The organism is Protofrankia sp. CiP1_Cm_nod4 (assembly GCF_982290645.1).
This window is the reverse complement of record NZ_CEVIVC010000228.1, coordinates 2859-4858: the sequence shown is the minus strand read 5'-3', so window position 1 is coordinate 4858 and position 2000 is coordinate 2859. Positions and strand designations below refer to the sequence as shown.

At 70.9% G+C, this 2000-nt stretch carries 2 protein-coding genes; both read left to right on the top strand.

All coding sequences use genetic code 11. The features are described from left to right. Positions 1-195: 195 nt before the first annotated feature. Positions 196-501, top strand: a complete 306-nt coding sequence (gene purS, locus AC5LSR_RS23285) for a phosphoribosylformylglycinamidine synthase subunit PurS (protein WP_250282778.1) — start codon at positions 196-198, stop codon at positions 499-501. Positions 502-1176: 675 nt separating this feature from the next. After that, on the top strand, positions 1177-1527 hold the full coding sequence (locus tag AC5LSR_RS23280; RefSeq protein WP_250282776.1) for a rhodanese-like domain-containing protein: 351 nt from the start codon (positions 1177-1179) through the stop codon (positions 1525-1527). Positions 1528-2000 lie beyond the last annotated feature (473 nt).

The following is a 2000-nucleotide window of genomic DNA, read 5'->3' as shown; positions in this document are numbered from 1 at the left end:
GGACGGCCGTGCACCCCGCCTTGATCAAAGATAGTGAGGGGACAAATGGCTGCCACAGCAGCCACTTGTCTACTCACTCTCTTTGATCAAGGCGGGGTGCACGGCCGTCTGGTGGGGGTTTGGGATGGGCTGGTGGTCAGCCGGCGGTGCCGGCCGGGCTCGGTCCGGCGCGGCGCACCGATACAGTCTTCAGACGTGGCCAGGGTCGTTGTGGACGTGATGCTGAAACCGGAGATCCTCGACCCGCAGGGGCAGGCGATACTCACCGCGCTGCCACGCCTGGGCGTGTCCGGCATCGCCGGGGTACGCCAGGGCAAGCGTTTCGAGCTGGAGGTGGACGGCGACGCCGACGCCGACGTCCTCGCCCGGATCGACCAGCTCGCCGCCTCCCTGCTCGCCAACCCGGTGATCGAGGACTACGTCGTACGGGTGGAGACGCCGCAGCCAGCGCGGACCGCCCCCACCGGAACCACCCCGGCCAGCGCCGAACCCACCGCCTGAGACGCGTCCGGGCGGCAGGCGCGTTCGAGGAGCCCTCGAGGACGACCACGCACTGGTCGCCGCCCCGTCAGACGGACCAGCAGCGCCACCGAGCGAAGCCGTGACGCGGAGAACGTGGGATGAGGGGACGAGAACCACGCCACCGCTCCGCTCGCGCACTCCTCCGCCTGCCCGACGAGAGCACGGTGACGGGGCGTGGGCGGGTCAGGCCGTGGGGTCGGCCGGGGAGAGGAACATGACTCGGCGTCCGCACGAGTCACAGACAGCTACCCGCGCATACGGTTCGTCGTCCCCGGGGACAAGGTGCGCCAACGGCACGATCCCGCCGCACCACGGGCAGGTGAGCCAGGGCCCGTCCGCTCCGCATCCTGATGATTCGACATCGAGCGATTCCACGGTAATCACGGTCCCACCACACGCGTGGCCGCCGCGGGCGAAAAAGCGCCCTCGTGACCACAGCCGGCCGGCCGAGGGACCAAAGACGGAATGGTCATGCCTCTCCCGCACCGCCGGCAGGCCCAAATCCCCGGGATCATGTCCCACGCAATGTTCACCGGCCGCCTGAGCGGCGATGGCCACCCGCACGATGGCCGCCCGCACGATGGCCGCCTGTCCGGTAGTCGTCTGTCCGGTAGGCAACGTCGCGGGATACCGGGCAGATGGCAGGATGGCCGCGTGGGCTCGGATCAGATACCTTCGGTCACAGTAGATCAACTTCCGGCGACGGTCACACCGGGCGTCGGGCCGCTGCTCCTCGACGTCCGGGAGGCGGAGGAGTGGGACGCGGGGCATGTCGCCGGCGCGGTCCACATCCCCATGGGTGAACTCCTCGAGCGTATAGACGAGGTGCCACGCGACCGGGACGTGGTGGTGGTCTGCCGCTCCGGGCAGCGTTCGGCCGCGGTCACGGCCTACCTGCACCGCGCCGGCTGGCAGGCCCGCAACCTGGACGGCGGGATGATCGCCTGGGATGCCGCGGGCCGTCCGATGGCGAACAACGCGCCGCATCCGCCAGCCGTGATCTGACGGTACCGGCCGGCTCCCCACGACCGTTCGCGGTCACCATCGGTCATGGTCCGGCCGGTGCCCGCATCCATCAGCGGACGCGTCCGCGGGACACCCGTCCACAACCGGTGCCATGACACCGCATGGACGCCGGACAGCGGGAAACTGGCGTTATGACCCTCGCCGTGCCCTCCGCGTCAGCGCCGTGCTCCCAGCCGCCGGCGGAGCACGACCGACACCGTGCGGACGGAGGCCTCCCGGAGCAAGGCCCCGCGGAGCGGAGCCCCACGGAGCAAGGCCATACAGAACCAGGCCATACAGAACCAAGGCATAGCGCGGACCAGGGAGCAGGGCGGCGCCGGGGGCGGGGCGGCACCTCGGGTGCCGGCGTCACGGCCCGCGCGAACGCGGCACACAGCGCCACGGTCGGCGGAGACGCGGTCCGAGACAACACGGTCCGCGGCACCGCACCCAGCAGCACGGCGGTCCGCGGC